Origin of the sequence: Pseudomonas sp. JV414, from assembly GCF_032424305.1 — a bacterium.
In the GTDB taxonomy this organism is placed as follows: domain Bacteria; phylum Pseudomonadota; class Gammaproteobacteria; order Pseudomonadales; family Pseudomonadaceae; genus Aquipseudomonas; species Aquipseudomonas lini.
Map to the genome: position 1 here is coordinate 635374 of NZ_VYKC01000002.1, position 16918 is coordinate 652291.

A 16918-nucleotide genomic window follows, 5' to 3' on the forward strand; every position below is an offset into this window, starting at 1 on the left:
CATACCCATCCGCCAGCCTGACGACCAGCCGTGAAACCTCTGGCAACAAGCCTGTAACGGGCATTTCAAACAAGCGTATGTTTTTTCATTGACAGCTCACCGCCATCCTCATAACCTCGCCAAACCTTCAACGTACCGGGATGACGCGGACGTGGGCAGCATCTACTTGATTCGACATGGCCAGGCCTCCTTCGGTGCAGACGACTATGACGTCCTGTCGCCGACCGGTATTCGCCAGGCAGAACTCCTCGGCCAGCACCTGGCTGAACTCGGTGTCAGCTTCGATCGCTGCCTGTCGGGTGACCTGCGCCGCCAGCAACACACTGCCAACAGCGCGCTGGAACAATTCGCCGCCGTCGGGATGCCGGTGCCGGTGCTGGAAATCGATTCCGCCTTCAACGAATTCGACGCCGATGCGGTGATCCGCGCCCTGCTGCCGGCCATGTTGGATGACGAGCCCCAAGCGCTGGATATCCTGCGCAACGCCGCACAAAACCGTGCTGAATTCCAACGCATCTTTGCCTTGATCATCGAGCGCTGGCTCGCCGGCACCTACGACACACCGGGCCTGGAGAGCTGGCTGGGTTTCGTCGAACGCGTGCAGGCCGGTCTGCATCGATTGCTCGAACACGCCGACAATACCCAGAAAATCGCCGTGTTCACCTCCGGCGGCACCATCACTGCCCTGCTCCACCTGATTACGCAAATGCCCGCAAAGCAGGCCTTTGAACTGAACTGGCAAATCGTCAACACCTCGCTCAACCTGCTTAAGTTTCGTGGTCGCGAGGTGGCCCTGGCTTCCTTCAACAGTCATGCACACCTGCAACTGCTGAAGGCCCCGGAACTCATCACGTTTCGCTGAGTCCGGATTATTGTGACCCTGGCTGTAATCACCCAGCTCTAATTACCCAAGAAAGGATCGAACCATGACCTCCGTAGCTGATGCCGTACAAGCAATGAAAGCCAAGTTCAACCCAGCCGCTGCTGCCGGTCTGGACCTGGTATTCGGTTTTCGCATCGACGACACCAAGAACTTCTCGCTGATCGTCAAAGACGGCACCTGCGAACTGCAAGAAGGCGAGAACCCGGACGCCCAGGTCACTCTGGTAATGGACGGCGAAACCCTGGAAGGCATCGTTGACGGTTCGACCGACGGCATGCAAGCGTTCATGGGCGGCAAACTGCGCGCTGAAGGCGACATGATGCTGGCGATGAAACTGTCCGAGCTGTTCCCGAGCTAAGCACGCCGCTCCCGTCCTTCGGGAGCACGTCTGGCTGTAAACGAATCCCGCCCCTCGTGGCGGGATTCGTCGTTTTCGCTCTCGGAAAACGGCTACCTGCGGATTTGCCGACTATATTCCTTCTGGCCGTATGCGTCAGACATCGGCTGTTTGCCCTCACTTCTTTTGGAAGAATTTTGTGGAGAGCACTGCCATGAGCCCACCTGACGACCGCGACGGATTCAACCGTCGCCGTGTACTGCAAGGCCTTACGGCAGGCGCCGTCGGTGCCTGGGTCAGCCCACTATTCGCAGGGAGTAAAACCATGCCCGATGCCCCGGCCGATCTGATTCTGTACAACGGACGCCTGCACACCGTCGACCGCAAGAAACCCCAGGCCAGTGCCGTCGCGATCAAGGACGGACGCTTCGTGGTGGTCGGCAGCGATGCCCAGGCCATGGCGCTGCAAGGCCCCGGCAGCCAGATCATCGACCTGCATGGCCGAACGGTGATTCCCGGACTCAACGACTCTCACCTGCACTTGATCCGTGGCGGTCTGAATTACAATCTCGAACTGCGCTGGGAAGGCGTACCGTCCCTGGCCGATGCCTTGCGCATGCTCAAGGATCAGGCCGATCGCACGCCAACGCCGCAATGGGTGCGAGTGGTCGGTGGCTGGAACGAATTCCAGTTTGCCGAGAAGCGTCTGCCAACGATTGAAGAACTGAACAAGGCCGCGCCGGACACCCCGGTGTTCGTCCTGCATCTCTATGATCGCGCCCTGCTCAACCGCGCGGCATTGAAAGTGGTCGGCTATACCCGCGACACGCCGAACCCGCCGGGCGGTGAGATCCAGCGCGATGCCAACGGCGACCCCACCGGCATGCTGATCGCCCGCCCCAATGCGATGATCCTTTACTCGACCCTGGCCAAGGGACCGAAATTACCGCTGGAGTATCAAGTCAACTCGACCCGCCAGTTCATGCGCGAACTCAATCGGCTGGGCGTCACCAGCGCCATCGATGCCGGCGGCGGATATCAAAACTATCCGGACGATTATCAAGTCATTCAGCAACTGGCCAAGGACCAACAACTCACGGTGCGCATTGCCTACAACCTGTTCACTCAAAAACCCAAGGAAGAGCTGACCGATTTCAAAAACTGGACCAACACTTCCCATTACGGTCAGGGCGATGACTTCCTGCGGCACAACGGTGCCGGGGAAATGCTGGTGTTCTCGGCAGCGGATTTCGAAGACTTCCTCGAACCCCGCCCCGACCTGCCGCAAACCATGGAACAGGAGCTGGAGCCGGTGGTGCGGCATCTGGTGGAACAACGCTGGCCCTTCCGCCTGCACGCCACCTACAACGAATCCATCAGCCGCATGCTCGACGTGTTCGAGAAGGTCAACCGGGATATTCCATTCGACGGTTTGCCGTGGTTCTTCGATCACGCCGAAACCATCAGCCCACGCAATATTGAACGGGTCAAAGCCCTCGGTGGCGGCATCGCCATCCAGGACCGCATGGCGTTCCAGGGCGAGTACTTTGTCGACCGTTACGGCGCGAAAGCAGCCGAAGCGACACCCCCGATCGCGCGCATGCTGGCCGAGGGTGTGCCGGTGGGCGCGGGCACCGATGCCACGCGCGTGTCTAGCTACAACCCCTGGACCTCGCTGTACTGGCTGGTCAGCGGCCGCACCGTCGGCGGGCTAGCGCTGTACCCGCAAGGCTTGAGCCGCGATACGGCGCTGGAACTGTTCACCCACGGCAGCGCCTGGTTTTCCTCCGAACAAGGCAAGAAAGGCCAGATCAAGGTCGGGCAACTGGCGGATCTGATTGCATTGTCGGCGGACTACTTTCACATCGAAGACGAAGCCATCAAATGGATCGAGTCGGTGCTGACCATTGTCGACGGCAAGATCGTCCATGGCAGCGTCGAGTTCGAAAAGCTGGGGCCACCTCCAATTCCGGTGGTGCCTGAGTGGTCGCCCGTGGTGAATGTACCGGGACACTGGAAACCATTGGCGCCGCTGACCGCACAAGTGCACCAGTGTGTGGGCGCTTGCGCGGTGCATGCCCACAGCCATGAGCGGGCGCGGTTGTCGTCGGCGCCGGTCAGTGACTTTCAAGGGTTCTGGGGGGCGTTTGGCTGTTCGTGTTTTGCGTTCTGAAAAAGAAAAGATCGCAGCCTGCGGCAGCTCCTACAGGATTGATGTTCACCCGCAATATTTCGGTGAATATAAATCCTGTAGGAGCTGCCGCAGGCTGCGATCTTTTGATCTTCAGCCCCAGTATTCCCCACATACATTTGAAGCAATAAAGAAATCAGGATCCACTCACCCACAGAAATAAGCCGCTCGGCCGCCAATGAAACACCCACTGACACAAGCTTGACCTCGATCAGTTGTTCCCCACCGCACAATCACTACCATCACGCTTCCATCGAAGGCCACGGACGGCTCATTGGGAGCCTGTTGGCCCGTCATTCTCAAGGAAGAGTCAATCATGCGGTCATTGAAAATCATTCTGCTGGCGTCAGCCTTCAACGGGCTGACCCAACGGGCCTGGCTGGACTTGCGTCAGGCCGGCCACTCGCCCAGCGTGGTGCTATTCACCGATGCAGACACCGTGTGCGAGCAGATCGAACACTCCGGCGCCGATCTGGTGATCTGCCCGTTCCTCAAGGACCGGGTACCGCAACAGTTGTGGAGCAACCGCCAGCGTCCCGTGGTGATCATTCACCCGGGTATCGTCGGCGACCGTGGCGCCAGTGCACTGGACTGGGCGATCACCCGTGAACTCAGCCGCTGGGGCGTGACAGCGTTGCAAGCGGTGGAGGAACTGGACGCCGGGCCGGTCTGGGCCACCTGTGAATTCAACCTTCCCCAAGGCTTGCGCAAATCCGAGTTGTACAACGGGCGCGTCAGCGATGCGGCGATCTCCTGCATCCGCGAAGTCGTGGAAAAATTCATCGCCGGTTTCATTCCGGTGCCCTTGGATTACAGCCAACGCCATGTGATTGGCCGCTTGCAGCCGAACATGAAGCAAGCTGACCGATCCTTCAGCTGGCACGACAGCTCACGCTTCATCCAACGCTGCATCGATGCGGCCGATGGCCAGCCCGGCGTATTGGCGAGTCTGGCCGGCGGTCAGTATTACCTGTATGACGCTCACCTGGATTCGCGCAACGGCACGCCGGGGGAGATTCTCGCGGTGCATGACGATGCGGTGCTGGTGGCGACCGGTGATACCAGCCTGTGGATCGGCTCGCTGCGACACAAACCCCAGCCCGGTGAAGAAACGTTCAAACGTCCGGCCCGGCATGTGCTCGCCGAACAGCTGGCGCAAGTGCCGACCCTTGATTGGTCGATCGCTTCCCTGCCCTTCAACAATGAGTCCTATCAACCGATCCGCTATCGCGAATCAGGCCATGTCGGCGAACTGACCTTCGAGTTTTACAACGGCGCGATGAGCACCGAACAGTGCCAGCGACTGGTGGAAGCTCTGCGCTGGGTCAAGTCCCGGGATACCCAAGTGCTGCTGATCAAGGGTGGACGCGGCAGTTTCTCCAACGGCGTGCACCTCAACGTGATCCAGGCCGCAGCGGTTCCGGGGCTGGAAGCCTGGGCCAATATTCAGGCGATTGATGACGTCTGCCAGGAGTTGCTCAGCGCCCGGCAACTGGTGATCAGCGGCTTGACCGGCAACGCCGGAGCTGGCGGCGTGATGCTGGCGCTGGTTGCCGATATTGTCTTCGCCCGATCCGACATCGTGCTCAATCCCCATTACAAAACCATGGGCCTGTACGGTTCCGAGTACTGGACCTACAGCCTGCCTCGCGCTGTCGGCCAGGCAATGGCGGAAAAACTCACGGAAGATTGCCTGCCGATCAGCGCCACCCAGGCCTTGCAACTGGGCATGGTCCAGGAAATCGGCCCGCGCTGCCTCGACGAGTTTGGCCTGTGGTTGTTACAGCGGGCCAATGGTGCGTTGAGTGATCCGGCTTATCAGGCGGTGCGCGAGCGTAAAAGCCAGCTCGATAATCAACTGATGCAGCACTGTCGCAATGCCGAGCTGGAAGAGATGCAGCTGGACATGGTGCAGAACCGCAAACAGTTTGCCGAAAAGTGCCGAAATTTTGTGTTCAAGCGCAAGGCGTGTGGCACGCCGCAGCGGTTGGTGGCGCAGTGGGCGACTGTTCAGGAAGTCGAATTGGCCGATTGATTCGCGGTGCCTGACAGGACCTCTTCGCGAGCAAGCCCGCTCCCACATTGAATGGGTGTTGGGCATAGATATTTGTAACATCGCAGATCGAATGTGGGAGCGGGCTTGCTCGCGAAGAACGATAACGCGGTATCGGAAGACAAATGCTGCTCTTACAATGCCCGCACCTCCCACATCGGCCAGCCCATGGACATCGACCTCGCCCGCACCTTTCTGGAAATCGTCCGCCACGGCAGCCTGGCCGCGGCGGCTGAAAAGTTGCACGTCACCCAGACCGCGATCACTGCCCGCGTGCAGAAGCTCGAAAGTCAGCTCGGCAGCACGCTGTTCGTGCGCAACCGCGCCGGGGCGCGCCTGACGCCGAACGGTGAGGCCTTTGTGGTTTACGCCAATCAACTGGTGCAGACCTGGGAAGCGGCGCGCCGGGACTTGCCGCTGCCCGAGGGCTACCGCGACGTGCTACACATCGGTGGCGAAGTCAGTCTGTGCAACCCGTTGATGCTCAGTTGGGCCGGCGAGCTGCGCGAGAAAATTCCCAGCCACGCTTTGCGCATGGAAATCCGTGACGGCGAAAACCTCCTGCGCCAACTGGAGCTGGGGGTGCTGGATGCGGCGCTGGTCTATCAGCCCGAGTACTGGCCACGCCTGCAAGTCGAGCAGGTGCTGGAAGAAAAACTCATCCTGGTACGCCTGGCCGGACAGCCCGATCCTTACGTGTATATCGACTGGGGCCCGGACTTCCGTCGTCAGCACGATGCCGCACTGCCAGAAAAAGCCAAGGCGGCCTTGAGCTTCAACCTCGGACCGCTGGCCTTGCAATACATTCTGGAAAACGGCGGCAGCGGCTATTTCCGCACCCGCGTGGTCCAGAGCTACCTGGAAAGCGGCGTGCTGGAGCCAGTGCCCAAAGCCCCGGAGTTCAGCTACCCGACCTACCTGGTCTACTCCCGGGACCGTGACTCGGCGACCCTGCAACGAGCCTTCGATTTGCTGCGCGAAGTGATCAAGACGGACGACGACTGGTCCCAGCGCTGGAACCCCTTGACCTGACGCCAGGCGTCTTGCACCGGAGCATGGCGCATGTGTCCTCAAGGTTGGGCCAGCCTCTGCGGCGGGATCGACTAATCTGCTGGTTATAACAATAACCACAGGTGAACGCAGTGAGGCAGACCACCGAAGCATTCCGCGCGCGCTACCGTGCCGATATTCATCCGCTCTACAACCCCTGGCTGCATGGCGCCTTTGTGTTGCTGTTCGGTTTGCTGGCCATCGGCGCGTTCTGGAGCACCGTGCATCAGGTACACCCCCTGGAATGGCTGACGGTGCCGCTGACCCTGTTGTTCTTCAACTTCGGTGTCTATGTCGTACATCGGCATCTGGGGCACCACAAAAAACGCTTGGCGCGAATGTTCTACGCCCGTCACGCCGGTGACCATCACAGCTTTTTCACCCCCAGCCACATGACCTACGACAGCGCCCGGGACTGGCGGGTGATTCTGTTTCCGGCCTGGCTGATCGTGTTGCATACCCTCGTCATCACCACGCCCGCCTGGTGGCTGTTGGCTCAGATCAACGGCAACGTCGCAGGGCTGTTTAGCGGCTGTATGGTCCTCGGCTACCTGACTTATGAAGTGTTCCATGCCTGCGAACATCTACCACCCGGCAACCCGCTGACACGTCTGCCATGGATCCGCCAGATGCGCCGTCTGCACGCATTGCACCATCGCCGCGAGCTGATGCAGGAGCGCAATTTCAATATCGTGTTTCCGCTGATGGACTACCTGTTCGGCACCTTGTACTGGGAACCGGAGCAAGCGCCTCTGCACCTGACGAGAGCGCCCATGACCCGTCTGCAGCACTCAGTCGACATCGCTGGAAATCCGCTCGCCGTGCTCGCCTACGCCAGCACCGCGACACGTTGGCCGGAGTGGCATCCGTCCTCCCTCAAGGTCGATGGCCAGAGCGGCCCGCTGTATGCCGGTGCGCGGTTCGAGGAAGACATTCGGGCCGGCGGGCGTGAGGGGCATTTGCGCTGGGAGGTCGACGAATACCTGCCCGGTCGCCGCTGGAGCGCTCGGGCTTGGGGCGATCATGGACTGTCGCTGGTGGTGACTTACGAGTGCGAGGCTTTTGGAGACGGCACGCGGTTTGTCCGCACCCTGGAATATTGCTTCAGCGGTGTAGGAATGCGCATCGCCAATCGATTGTTGCTCAAGCGGCGCATCGAGCGTGAATCAGCGCAATCGATGCTGGCATTACGCGAGATGGCGCAAAAACATCTGGCCTCGACAGGAGTCACCGCGTGAAAAGAACTTTCAAATTTCGCCATTTATTGTTGCTGTTGATCATTGTGGTTGGCGGCTTCCTGTTGTTATTACCCACCAAAGTCCAGCCGATCGCCTGGACACCGTCACCGGCGCCCTCCCTCATCGATGGCATCTACACAGACAATCAGCGCCTCAAAGGCGTGGAACGTGTCGGCGCCGCTGACATCGACGGTCCAGAGGCGTTGCTGCTGGAGGAAGACGTCCTCATCACCGGCCTGCATGACGGTCGGTTGATTCGCACCAGCCTCGACGGCAAAACCACCAAGGTGCTGGCCGATACCGGTGGCAGGCCATTGGGCCTGGCGCGACACCCCAATGGTTTGCTGGTGATCGCCGATGGGGTCAAAGGTTTGCTGTCGCTCGATGCTCAAGGCCGGTTGATTGCATTGAGCACCACGGCCAACAACGTGCCCTTCGGTTTTACCGATGACGTGACCATCGACAAGGCCGGGCATTACGCCTATTTCAGCGATGCTTCCAGCCGCTGGGGTTACGGCAAGGATGGCGAGGCGATCATCGAGCACGGCGGCGACGGTCGCTTGCTGCGTTATGACTTCCAGACCGGCACGACGACGGTCTTGCTGGATAAGCTGGAGTTCGCCAACGGCGTGACCCTGGGGCCTGACGATGCGTTTGTGCTGGTCAACGAAACCGGCGCCTATCGCATCAGCCGCTATTGGCTGACCGGACCGAAAGCCGGGACCCACGATCTGTTCATCGACAATTTGCCGGGGCTGCCGGACAACCTGGCATTCAATGGTCGCGACCGTTTCTGGGTGGCGCTGTATGCACCGCGCAATGCGCTGCTCGACGCCACGGCGCCCTACCCTCTGGTACGCAAGATGATCGTGCGCGCGATGACGGTCCTGCCCATTCCGGTGGAGAACCGCGCCTTCGCCCTCGGCCTGGACCTCCACGGCAAAGTGATTGCCAATCTGCAGGACGCCAGCAGCGGCAACTACTCACCCATCACCACCGTGCGCGAGTATGGGGACTGGTTGTATCTGGGGTCGCTGAAAGCGCGGCACATGGCGCGGTTGCCGTTGAGTACGGCATTAAAATAGGGCGTGGCAGCCAAAAAAAGATCGCAGCCTTCGGCAGCTCCTACATTGGGCCGGCGTAGGAGCTGCCGAAGGCTGCGATCTTTTGATCTTGAATTGTTCAGTCACTGGTCATCGGGACTCGACATAACGCCTCAGGACCGTGTCTGAAGTTGCTGGACGATCTTGTCCTTCACTTGCAAGCGCTTCTCTTTGAGTTTCTTCAGTGCCTCATCGCTGGGCGCATCTGATTGTGCGGACTCGGCCTTCAACACCTCGGCGTCCGCCTGCGAATACTTGTTGATCAGTGAATCCAGTAACGGATCCTTGGTGCGTTTTTGCTGGATTTCTTCCTTTGAAAGTTTCAGATCCTGATACAGATCATGAGTCACCGGCATGGAACACCTCCGTTTGTTAATCGGTAGCAAACGCGATCGATTGCGCTCACCAGCTATCAGAATGGCCTCGCTTGCCCTGTTCTGTCGACCGTCTATCAGACCAGCGGTGTCCGTTCGTCGTCCTGTCGCAAATGCGATAAAACCTTTGTTCGAAAGCCGGCCTCCATTGATTAACGATCATCCGGATCGCCCATATAAACCTGAGTGGAGAATGACCAATGGACGGATTCAATCTGCGTCACCTCGCCCTGGCCGTTGCCTTGAGCACCAGCATGGGCACAGCTTTCGCTGCCGACTCCAATGACTTCGTCGATGACGCCACTGCCGGTGGTATCGCGGAAGTCGAAACCAGCAAATTGGCCCTGGAAAAAAGCTCATCGGCTGACGTCAAGGCGTTTGCCAACATGATGATCACCGATCATTCCAAAGCCAATGATGAACTGGCGGCACTGGCGAAAAAGCATGACATTGAGGTGCCGGACACGACGACGTTGGTCAAACAGGCCAAGGAAAAAATTCTCGACTGGCGCGATGAATCCTTCGACAACGCCTATGCAAACAATCAGGTAAAGGCTCACGAAGAAGCCATTGAACGGTTCAAAAAAGAAGCCAACACAGTGACGGACGACAAGACCAAAGGCGCCACCGAACTCAAGGCTTTTGCACAAAAAATGTTGCCGGCGCTGGAAAAACACCTGGGTATGGCGAAAAAACTCCAGGCCGCTCATCCCGACAAATAAGCCCCACAGGAACAAGGCTTGCCCGGTAATCGCTCATCGCGGGTAAGCCTTGATGCCGGTCGGTTAGCCCTTGTAGGAGCGAGGCTTGCCCGCGAACAAGACCCCGCGGTGTATCAGGTACCCCGCGTCATCGTTCTTCGCGGGCAAGCCTCGCTCCTACAGAGGCGCAGCATCAACCACCCAGCACGCTGCGGATCATGCTCAACAGTGCTTCAGGGCCATAGGGTTTGCTCAGCAGATAAGTGTCGGAGCTGAGTTGGTGATTGCGCGAAATAATGTCCCGGGTGTGCCCGGAGGTAAACAGCACCGCCACCGGAGGGTTCTGCACCTTGGCCCAAGCGGCCAGGTCTGAGCTTTTGATCAGACCGGGCATGACCACATCGGTGAAGATCAGGTCCACCGCCACGCCATCGAGCAACATCTGCATGGCCAAGTCACCGTTGGCCGCAGTCAGGACCTGATAGCCCTCCTCACACAACAAGTCCACCGCCGAGCCACGCACTGCTTCATTGTCCTCAACCACCAGAATGGTTTCGTGCCCGCCTCGGTGCAGCAGATCATGGCGCGTTGTTTCACCGGGCAACGGGCGCAGGCTGCGCGGGAAATACAGCTGCACCCGAGTGCCCTGTCCGACGACGCTGGAAATCTCGATATGCCCATCGCTCTGTTTGACGAAACCGAACACCATGCTCAAACCCAGGCCGGTACCCTGGCCGTCAGCCTTGGTGGTAAAGAATGGTTCGAAGGCCTGTGCGAGCACTTGAGGCGGCATGCCGACACCCGTGTCAGCCACCGCGACGCAAACATAGTCGCCAGCGACGATGCCTTTGCCCGCGCAAAACTTGTGGTCGAGGGCAATGTTCTCGGCGCTCAGGGCAATGGTCCCCTCGCCGTTCATCGCGTCTCGGGCGTTGATCGCGAGGTTGAGAATGGCGTTTTCCAGTTGATTGCGGTCCACGTAAAAATGCCAGGGATCGTCAGGCGCCGTCATCTTGATCTGGATGGTTTCCCCCAGCGCCCGCTGTAACAATTCCCCCAGGCCTTCGAAGATCTGCCGTGGATCGCAGACCGCCGGCGACAAAGGCTGACGACGGGCGAATGCGAGCAATTGCGAAGACAGTTTGGCACCGCGCTCGACTGCGGCAATCGACGCACTGACCCGGCGTTGCACGTTGGCGTTGTCCGGCTCGTGACGCGCCAGCAAATGCAGGTTGCCGGCGATGACCTGCAACAGGTTGTTGAAGTCATGGGCCACGCCGCCGGTAAGACCGCCGATAGCTTCGAGTTTTTGTGACTGGCGCAACTGCTCTTCGGCCGCCAGCCGCGCTTCGACTTCGTCGGCGACTCGCTGCTCCAGGTTGCGGGTGAATTTGAGCAAGGACTCTTCGGCGGTCTTGCGTTCGTGGATATCGATCAATACCCCGGGAAAGCGGAACGCCTCGCCTTGCTCATCGAACTCGCAACACCCGCTGGCAAGCACCCACAGGTAACTGCCATCGGGACGCAAAACCCGGTATTCGGCGTTATAGGGTATGCCGGTTTCCACCGATTGGTTGATCCGCTCCTGAACCCAACTGCGGTCGTCGGGGTGAATCTGCATCTCGGCGATGAGCGGTGGCAGGTTGGCCAGGTCCTGGTCGGGCGGGTAGGAAAATGTGCGGGCGAAGCGTTCGTCGGCAGACAGCACGTTAGCCTTGATGTCCCAGACGAATGAGCCGAGCAAAGCCCCGGCATTGAGCGCCAGGCGAACTCTTTCATTGTCGGCGCGATAAGCGCTTTCGGCTTCCTGGCGGCGGCGCTCGGAAATCACATGGTCAGTGGTATCGACCACCATCGCCATGACCCCGGCGGGGTGCCCGTCGTCATCGGCGACGGGGCTGTAGTAAAGATCCATCCAGACGTCTTCGGGTACGCCGTCACGCAACAGCACCAGGGCTTTGTTGTGATAGGACAAGGTACCGCCCGCAAGGCAGGTGTCCACCACGTGCCGATTGAATTCGGCGACCTCTGGCCAGCCCAACTCCACCGGGGAACCCAGCAGGTAAGGATGGCGCCCACCGGCAAATCTCGAGTAGGCATCGTTATAGATCATGTAACCGGGCCGCCCCCACAGCATCACCATCGGCAGGGGTGAGGCGAGTAATAACTGCACCGCGCTGCACAGGCTCCCGGGCCAGGTATCGATGCTTCCAAGCTCGGTCAGGCTCCAGTCGAACGCGCGAATGCGTCCGGCCATTTCGCCGCTCCAGCCGGTACATCCGTGGCTATTGTCTAGAAACTGCATCGACTGGCCTATGTCCTGTGAGTGACATGTTTTCAGGCAGTGCAACGGCATGAGAAGACGGTGCGTGCCCGTTTGTTTCGAGCACCGCCGACGCCAATGGTTTCATAGAGGTATAGCTTATTCTCGAGCGGCTCTTGTCGGGGCCGTATTTCGGCGAACGTGATTGCTTCTGTAGGAGCATATGATCAGGGTCAGCGGAAATCCCGGCTGCGTACATGGATACCGTCGAGCAATGAACTCAGGTCGCTCAAGCGCCCGGCAATCAGGTGTCGCACCTCGCCTTCCTTTTCCCAGCGCCCATCGACCTTGAGCAATTGCGAGCCAACCAATACCTGTCGTTGCCGTTCGGCCAGGTCACGCCAGACCACCACGTTGACGTTGCCGAACTCGTCTTCAAGCGTCACGAAGGTCACGCCGCTGGCAGTGCCCGGGCGTTGCCGGCCGGTGACCAACCCGGCGACGCTGACCGGTCGGCCGTGCTCGACATCCATAAGTTCTTTCGAACTGCGGCAACGCCGGGCTTTTAATTCCCCCCGCAGCAATGCCAGCGGATGCGGGCCGAGGGTAGTGCCGACACTGTTGTAATCGGCTTGCAGGTCCTCGCCCACGGTGGGTTTGGGCAGAGACACCGCTGGCTCTTCCTGACTCGGCAAACCGGCAAACAAGCCGAGCTGCTTCTGCACCCCCGCCACCTCCCAGCGCGCCCGATGCCGGTCACCGGCCAATCCGCGCAACGCACCGGCATCGGCCAGTTGCTCCTGGGCGCGAGCATCAAGTCGCGCCCGTTCGCCAAGGTCGGCGATGTCGGCAAACGCCCCTTTCGACCGTGCGACTTCAATGCGCCTGGCATCGTCCTCGCGAAAGCCTTTGATCATCCGCAACCCCATGCGAATGGCCGGTTGCGCGTCGGTGATCGGTTCCAGGCTGCAATCCCAGTCACTGGCCCGCACGTCCACCGGACGAATCTGCAAATCATGTCGGCGGGCGTCCTGAAGAATCTGATCCGGGCTGTAGAAACCCATGGGCCAGCTGTTGATCAGCGCACAGGCAAAGGCTGCCGGCTCGTGGCATTTCAACCAGCAACTGGCGTAGGTCAGCAAGGCGAAACTGGCGGCGTGGGATTCGGGAAAGCCGTAATCGCCGAAGCCTTTGATCTGCTCGAAAATCTGCGCGGCGAACTCCGCCGTGTAGCCGTTTTTCTTCATTCCGTCCGCCAGGCGTTCCTTGTGCGGTTCCAGTCCGCCGTGGCGTTTCCAGGCGGCCATGGAACGGCGCAATTGATCGGCCTCGCCGGGGCTGTAGTCGGCGGCGACAATCGCAATCTGCATCACCTGTTCCTGGAACAGCGGCACGCCCAATGTACGCTCCAGCACCGCTTCGAGTTCTTTCGACGGGTAGATCACCTCTTCTTCGCCCTTACGCCGCCGCAGATAGGGATGCACCATCCCGCCCTGAATCGGCCCCGGCCGAACGATCGCCACCTCGATCACCAGATCGTAGAAATTCTTGGGCTTGAGCCTTGGCAACATCGACATCTGTGCCCGGGATTCGATCTGGAACACCCCGATGGTGTCCGCATGGCCAATCATCTCGTAGGTTTGCGGGTCTTCGGCCGGCACCGTCGCCAGGCTCAGGTCACGGCCACGGTGCCGACGCAGCAGGTCGAAACAGCGGCGAATCGCGCTGAGCATGCCCAGCGCCAGAATATCGACCTTGAGCAGCCCGACCGCATCCAGATCGTCCTTGTCCCACTGGATGATGGTGCGCTCGGCCATGGCGGCGTTTTCCACCGGCACCAGGCTGTCCAGGGGCTGCTCGGAAATCACGAAACCGCCAGGGTGCTGGGACAGGTGCCGGGGGAAACCGATCAACTGCCCCGTCAAGCTCAGCACCCGGCGCAACACCGGGCTGTCGGGATCGAAGCCGCCTTCGCGCAGGCGCTCGACGGGTGGTGCCTGATCACTCCAGTGGCCGCAGCAGTCGGCCAGGGCGTTGACCTGATCCGGCGGCAAACCCAGTGCCTTGGCCACATCGCGCACTGCGCCGGCCCCATGGTAAGTGCTGACCACCGCCGTCAACGCCGCGCGGGCCCGACCATAACGCTGAAACACGTACTGCAGGACTTCTTCACGCCGCTCGTGTTCGAAATCCACGTCGATGTCCGGCGGCTCGTTGCGCTCTTTGGAGAGAAAACGCTCGAACAGCAGCGTGCTCCGCTCCGGATCGATTTCCGTGATCCCCAGCACGTAGCACACCGCCGAGTTCGCCGCAGAACCGCGCCCCTGACAGAGAATGTGTTGCTTGCGGGCGAAATTCACAATGTCGTGAACCGTCAGGAAATAACTTTCGTACCCCAACTCGGCAATCAGCTGCAGTTCCTTGTCGATCTGCGCCAACACCTCGGCTTTAGGGCCTTTTTCCCAGCGCCACCGAACACCCTTTCCTGCCAACTCCCGCAACCAGGACGTGGCCGTGTGACCTTCAGGCACCAGTTCCCGGGGATATTGATAGCGCAACTGACCGAGGTCGAACGTGCAGCGCCGGGCGATGTTCAGCGTTTCGTCGAGCAGTGCCTGCGGATAGAGATCGTGCAAGGCGTCGAGGCTGCGCAGATGCCGTTCGCCATTAGGGTGCAGACGCAACCCGGCCTCGGCCACCGATAGGTGATGGCGGATCGCGGTCATGGTGTCCTGCAAGGCACGCCGGCCGCGGGCGTGCATGTGCACATCGCCGCTGGCCACCGCCGGGATCCGCAGTTCCCGCGCCAGGGTCAGCAGCGCCGCCAGTCGCCGGGTGTCATCCTGCCCGCGATGTAACTGAACGCTCAGCCACAGGCGCTCGGCGAAAGTCTGCTTCAGCCAGTGGCCCTGCTCAAAGTCATCGACGGCGTCCGGCACCCACAACGCCAACAGCCCCGGCAACGGCTCGCCGAAATCCTCCCGCAGCACCTGATACTGGCCTTTCTGCGTGCGGCGTCTGGCGCGGGTAATCAGTCGGCACAGGGTTTGGTAACCCTCGAGGTTTTCCACCAACAGCACCAGTTTCGGGCCGTCTTCGATGCGTATTTCACTGCCGATGATCAGCGGCAATTCCACAGCCTTGGCCGCCTGCCAGGCACGGACGATGCCCGCCAGGGTGCATTCGTCGGTGATCGCCAACGCTTGATAGCCCTGCTTTTTCGCCCGTTGAAAAAGCTCAAGCGCACTGGAAGCACCGCGCTGGAAACTGAAGTTCGACAGGCAGTGCAGTTCGGCATAGTCGACACTCATGCGAACCAGCCTTGCAGCCACAACGGACCGCCTTCACCCACCGCCCGATAGGCCCAGCCCTGCTGACCGGAGCGGGTTTCGATCAGATAGTAATCGCGACGCACATCGTCGCCATCCCACCAGCCCGACTCGATGCGTTCCGGCCCCATGAGGATGCGCGTCGAACCTTCGTGTACTGCCTGCGGTTCAGTCAGTAGCCAGCCCGGGCGTTGCACGGCAGGCAGCACCTCACAAGTCTGGCTGTCGACACTAGCCTGCCACGCGCATTCCGGCCGGTGATCGGCCTGGAACCGCAAGCCTTGCACCGCGTCATCTCCCAATCGCGCGCGCAAGCGTTCGCGCAGTTGCTCCCAAGGCAAGGATTGCTGCGGACGATCATCGAACAGTTCCTGGTACTGGGGCACAAAGGCCGGTAGTTCTTCGGCGCGCAGACGAAAACCGCGCACCGGCGCCTCGACCTGAACCTGTTCCAGCCGCCCCCGGGCCAATTCGAACAACATCGCCGGATCGCGCTCGGCGCTGAGCAGGCCGACCTTGATCAGCGTGTCTGGCAACCCGGAGTGCTCCAGGAGCAGGTCAAAACGCTGCACACCGCTGTCCCGCCCGCAGAGGAACGCCGCCAGATCGCCGGTCAGCCTGCGCAACGGAAACAGCAATGCCTGATGGGATTGCACATCGAAATTAAGCTCGATGCGCACATCGAAACGGTCCGGCGGCAGGTAAAACGCCAGCGCCAGCCGTCGCTCGCCGAACAGGGTGTCCAGATGCTTGAGCACCTGAGCCTCGAAACGCCGGGCCAGGCTATGTCGTGGCAGCGTTTGCACCTGACTCAAGGTGCGCAGCCCCATGCGCGACAATGCCGTGGCAACGCTTGGCTCCAGAGCGATCCGGTCAACGGGCAACTGCCCCAGGTGGTGCTGCAAAGCGTCATTGTCCGGCACCACCAGACCGTCATAAACGTTGGCCAATACCCGCGCCGCCACCGGGTTGGGCGCGGCGACAATCCGGTGACGAAACCCCAGCTCGCCGAGTTCGGCCCGCAACCGCGCCTCGAACTGCGGCCAGGGCCCGAACAAGCCCAGGCTGGATTCGATTTCAAACACCACGGCTCGCGGGTAATGCACGCTGACCTGAGAGCTGAATCGATAGGCCCAGGCAGCCAGAAACTGCTGCCAGTGTTCGATCTCCGTTGCGTCGTATTCGGCGGTGACAAAACCTTTGCTCAAGGCCTGAGCGGCGGTCATCGACTGGCCGGGCCGCAAGCCCAGCGCCCGCGCCGAACCGTTGACCGCTTGCAGCACCCGACGCTGGGCCGGACCGGTCAGCAGCGCCAGCGGTTCGTTGGGGTCGGGGCGCTGACGCAGTACCGCGTCCAGCGCCAATTGCGGGAAGAGAATGCAAACCCAGCGCATGG

12 protein-coding genes are annotated in these 16918 nt (G+C 60.4%); 8 read left to right on the forward strand and 4 right to left on the reverse strand.

All coding sequences use genetic code 11. The features are described 5' to 3' along the window. Window positions 1-151 precede the first annotated feature (151 nt). The 7 genes from F6R97_RS03795 to F6R97_RS03825 all read left to right on the forward strand — a co-directional run bounded on the left by F6R97_RS03795 (window position 152) and on the right by F6R97_RS03825 (window position 8837). Window positions 152-862 (forward strand): histidine phosphatase family protein, encoded by a 711-nt coding sequence (locus F6R97_RS03795; protein WP_048392714.1) that lies wholly within the window; start codon window positions 152-154, stop codon window positions 860-862. Between the two features lie 64 nt (window positions 863-926). Beyond that, window positions 927-1241: an SCP2 sterol-binding domain-containing protein gene (locus F6R97_RS03800; protein ID WP_038982927.1), complete on the forward strand. Its 315-nt coding sequence runs from the start codon at window positions 927-929 to the stop codon at window positions 1239-1241. A 304-nt stretch (window positions 1242-1545) separates the two neighbouring features. Next, window positions 1546-3393, forward strand: a complete 1848-nt coding sequence (locus F6R97_RS03805; RefSeq protein WP_315866134.1) for an amidohydrolase — start codon at window positions 1546-1548, stop codon at window positions 3391-3393. A 334-nt stretch (window positions 3394-3727) separates the two neighbouring features. Then, entirely contained in the window at window positions 3728-5446 is a 1719-nt protein-coding gene (locus F6R97_RS03810; RefSeq protein ID WP_315866030.1) for a hydrogenase maturation protein, read from the forward strand. 186 nt (window positions 5447-5632) lie between these two features. After that, a complete protein-coding gene (locus tag F6R97_RS03815) occupies window positions 5633-6496 on the forward strand; it encodes a LysR family transcriptional regulator (protein ID WP_007898206.1) in 864 nt (287 codons plus the stop codon). 110 nt (window positions 6497-6606) lie between these two features. Beyond that, complete coding sequence (locus F6R97_RS03820; RefSeq protein WP_038982921.1) at window positions 6607-7752, forward strand: SRPBCC family protein; 1146 nt, start codon at window positions 6607-6609, stop codon at window positions 7750-7752. Then, window positions 7749-8837 (forward strand): SMP-30/gluconolactonase/LRE family protein, encoded by a 1089-nt coding sequence (locus F6R97_RS03825; protein WP_038982919.1) that lies wholly within the window; start codon window positions 7749-7751, stop codon window positions 8835-8837. Before F6R97_RS03820 ends, F6R97_RS03825 begins: the two co-directional genes overlap by 4 nt. A 131-nt stretch (window positions 8838-8968) precedes the next feature. Here F6R97_RS03825 and F6R97_RS03830 read toward each other — a convergent pair whose 3' ends face one another. Next, a complete protein-coding gene (locus F6R97_RS03830) occupies window positions 8969-9211 on the reverse strand; it encodes a DUF465 domain-containing protein (RefSeq protein ID WP_038982918.1) in 243 nt (80 codons plus the stop codon). Between the two features lie 218 nt (window positions 9212-9429). On the opposite strand from F6R97_RS03830, the gene F6R97_RS03835 reads away from it, so the two are divergent. Continuing rightward, window positions 9430-9951 (forward strand): DUF4142 domain-containing protein, encoded by a 522-nt coding sequence (locus tag F6R97_RS03835; RefSeq protein ID WP_038982916.1) that lies wholly within the window; start codon window positions 9430-9432, stop codon window positions 9949-9951. A 172-nt stretch (window positions 9952-10123) separates the two neighbouring features. Here F6R97_RS03835 and F6R97_RS03840 read toward each other — a convergent pair whose 3' ends face one another. The 3 genes from F6R97_RS03840 to F6R97_RS03850 form a co-directional block, all read right to left on the reverse strand. Beyond that, on the reverse strand, window positions 10124-12235 hold the full coding sequence (locus F6R97_RS03840; RefSeq protein WP_048392703.1) for a PAS domain-containing sensor histidine kinase: 2112 nt from the start codon (window positions 12233-12235) through the stop codon (window positions 10124-10126). Between the two features lie 191 nt (window positions 12236-12426). Beyond that, window positions 12427-15504 carry an error-prone DNA polymerase gene (locus F6R97_RS03845; RefSeq protein ID WP_315866031.1) on the reverse strand — a complete coding sequence of 1026 codons (3078 nt, stop codon included), beginning with the start codon at window positions 15502-15504 and terminating at the stop codon, window positions 12427-12429. Further along, complete coding sequence (locus F6R97_RS03850; RefSeq protein ID WP_315866032.1) at window positions 15501-16916, reverse strand: DNA polymerase Y family protein; 1416 nt, start codon at window positions 16914-16916, stop codon at window positions 15501-15503. The genes F6R97_RS03845 and F6R97_RS03850 overlap by 4 nt, the downstream gene beginning before the upstream one ends. Between the last annotated feature and the right edge of the window lie 2 nt (window positions 16917-16918).

Coding starts and splice junctions, on each gene's coding strand:
- F6R97_RS03800 (WP_038982927.1), top strand. CDS start 927: ATGACCTCCGTAGCTGATGCCGTACAAGCAATGAAAGCCAAGTTCAAC.
- F6R97_RS03805 (WP_315866134.1), top strand. CDS start 1,546: ATGCCCGATGCCCCGGCCGATCTGATTCTGTACAACGGACGCCTGCAC.
- F6R97_RS03810 (WP_315866030.1), top strand. CDS start 3,728: ATGCGGTCATTGAAAATCATTCTGCTGGCGTCAGCCTTCAACGGGCTG.
- F6R97_RS03815 (WP_007898206.1), top strand. CDS start 5,633: ATGGACATCGACCTCGCCCGCACCTTTCTGGAAATCGTCCGCCACGGC.
- F6R97_RS03830 (WP_038982918.1), bottom strand. CDS start 9,211: ATGCCGGTGACTCATGATCTGTATCAGGATCTGAAACTTTCAAAGGAA.
- F6R97_RS03835 (WP_038982916.1), top strand. CDS start 9,430: ATGGACGGATTCAATCTGCGTCACCTCGCCCTGGCCGTTGCCTTGAGC.
- F6R97_RS03840 (WP_048392703.1), bottom strand. CDS start 12,235: ATGCAGTTTCTAGACAATAGCCACGGATGTACCGGCTGGAGCGGCGAA.
- F6R97_RS03845 (WP_315866031.1), bottom strand. CDS start 15,504: ATGAGTGTCGACTATGCCGAACTGCACTGCCTGTCGAACTTCAGTTTC.
- F6R97_RS03850 (WP_315866032.1), bottom strand. CDS start 16,916: ATGCGCTGGGTTTGCATTCTCTTCCCGCAATTGGCGCTGGACGCGGTA.